At 64.1% G+C, this 2,064-nt stretch carries 3 protein-coding genes; 2 read left to right on the top strand and 1 reads right to left on the bottom strand.

Annotated elements, in window-relative coordinates; genetic code table 11:
* The coding region (locus tag ACE3O2_RS17675; protein ID WP_374339794.1) for a transglycosylase domain-containing protein at positions 1-205 on the top strand (205 nt) is incomplete at its 5' end.
* 67 nt (positions 206-272) lie between these two features.
* Here the strand turns inward: ACE3O2_RS17675 and ACE3O2_RS17680 are convergent.
* Positions 273-929 carry a DUF6151 family protein gene (locus ACE3O2_RS17680; RefSeq protein ID WP_374339796.1) on the bottom strand — a complete coding sequence of 219 codons (657 nt, stop codon included), beginning with the start codon at positions 927-929 and terminating at the stop codon, positions 273-275.
* Here ACE3O2_RS17680 and ACE3O2_RS17685 point away from each other — a divergent pair.
* Positions 928-1,908 (top strand): hypothetical protein, encoded by a 981-nt coding sequence (locus ACE3O2_RS17685; RefSeq protein WP_374339798.1) that lies wholly within the window; start codon positions 928-930, stop codon positions 1,906-1,908. The genes ACE3O2_RS17680 and ACE3O2_RS17685 overlap by 2 nt on opposite strands.
* The last annotated feature ends 156 nt before the right edge of the window (positions 1,909-2,064 follow it).

Below are 2,064 nucleotides of genomic sequence, written 5' to 3' on the forward strand. Positions count from 1 at the left end.
ATGGGGCAACGGCGTCTTCGGCGCCGAGGCCGCCGCGCGCCACTACTACCGCAAGAGCGCCGCCGACCTCGCCCCGCACGAGGCCGCGCGCCTGGCCGTCATGCTGCCCGCGCCCAAGCGCTTCGAGAAGACGCCGAACTCGGCCTACCTGAGCGGGCGCACGCGCACCATCCTGGCGCGCATGGGTGGCGCGGAACTGCCGTGACAGGAGGGACGCATCAAAAATCGCTCACTGGACTGAGCAATCTGGAAACACCTGCACGGCCACAGGGTCAAGTCGCACCGTAGGCACGAGCGCGGTCTGTATCTGAAAGCACCTTGACCGGCACAAGAGGCGCCCCGCCTCCCTGATCAAAGAATGGGGTTTGCCGATATGCCCCGTTGATTGAACTCAGCATGACCCGTGGCATGAAGCCAGCGAGCGAAACCACCGTACTCAAACGCATGGGCGGTGGCGCTTGCATGGCACTGCTCGTGTTCACGCGCATTTGCACTCGGGGAAACGAGCGCTCGAAGGCAAAAGGATCCGTCTTCAAGCAAGCGCCAATCAACCCCACGTAAGGCACTTTCCAGTTTCTCACGGTGTTGCAGATCGGTGTGTTGCAGCAGTTGGCATACCAACGCAGCAACCCGTTGTCGGTCAGAGACAGGCAGGCAAGGCACTCGATGCCCGAGGTGAATGAGACGTTTTGGGCTTGCGCCGCCACAAACTCGGCTCCGCCCAGAGCATCGTGGGTCCAGGTCTCCACGCCAAGATGGTGCGCATAAGCGCGGCAGTCTTTGCAATAGCACACGCCGCGCAGCGCCCGCTGCGGTTGGCTGAGATGCCCACTCAGGGTGCCGCATCGGCATTGAAAGCGATGGTTCATAAGTTCATTTGCGCCATGTGGCGTTTCTGCGGTTGAAAGACGGGGAATCAATGGCGCCATGGTGCAGTGCCGCGCCCTCACGGTATTGAACGAATTCGACATCACCCCTGACCTACACTCGCAGCCCATGGCAACGCTGGTCACACCTTCTGCACAACATCCACAGGGGCTGATTCCGTCGGGGCAACTGTGGCTGCCGCGCGCCAGCCTGTCTGCCTGTCTGCGCGGCACCATGGTGCGCAGCACACTCGGCCACACGCTCACAGATGAGCAGCGGATCAACCGCTTTCCGGCCACGCCGCTATGCAGCCTGAGCTGGTGGTTTGAGGGGCGCAGCGAAGCTCTGGTGGCGGACCGCCCCGACACCATGCCCGACCTGCACAGCCCCCGCGCGGACTACCCTGGCCGCTGGGTGCTTGCAGGCCCCCACACCCGGCCCAGCACCAGCTATTGCGCTGCGCCGACACACGCCATGATGGTGATGTTCATGCCCGACGCACTGCATCTGCTGACGGGACTGGAGCCCGAGACGTTCACCAACCGTCTTGTGGATGCGCAGACCGTGCTGCCACACGACTGGATCGCGATGTGCGAGGCCGTGCAGCACCAACCCGACAACGCCGCGCGCATGGATTGCCTCGAGGCGTTTCTGGAACCCCGCTGGCAAGCCTGCCGCCCCACACAGCCGCTGCAGGCGCAGCGCTACGGCGACTGGACAGTGCACCTGGCGCAGCGCGCCGCCATGTCGGCCGCGGGCCGCAGCCTGCGCCAGCTGGAGCGCCGCATCAAGCGCTGGGCTGGGTTGCCGCTGCGCGAGCTGCGTGGTTTTGGCAAGGCCGAGCAGGCGTTCTTTGACATCATCACGGCCGATGCAGCCCAAGGCAGCGTGAAGTGGGCGGATGTTGCGGTGGGTGCCGGCTACTCGGACCAATCGCACCTGTGCCGCGTTTCGCGACGCATGACCGGCTATGCCCCGCAGGCGCTGTATGACGGGATCTACGGTGAAGAGGCGTTCTGGGCATATCGCATCTGGGTATAGCAACCCACTGCCATGCCACATCAGCCACGTATCATCCCCCCATGCTTGCCAAGTTGATGGGTTTCTTCCTGCTGGGCCTGGTGCGCGTGCTCACCGGCTCGCAGGCACGCTGGTACGGTTGCCCGCCCAAGGCGGAGCAGCGCATCTACTTTGCCA

It is taken from the genome of Leeia sp. (assembly GCF_041909055.1).
In the GTDB taxonomy this organism is placed as follows: Bacteria; Pseudomonadota; Gammaproteobacteria; order Burkholderiales; family Leeiaceae; genus Leeia; species Leeia aquatica.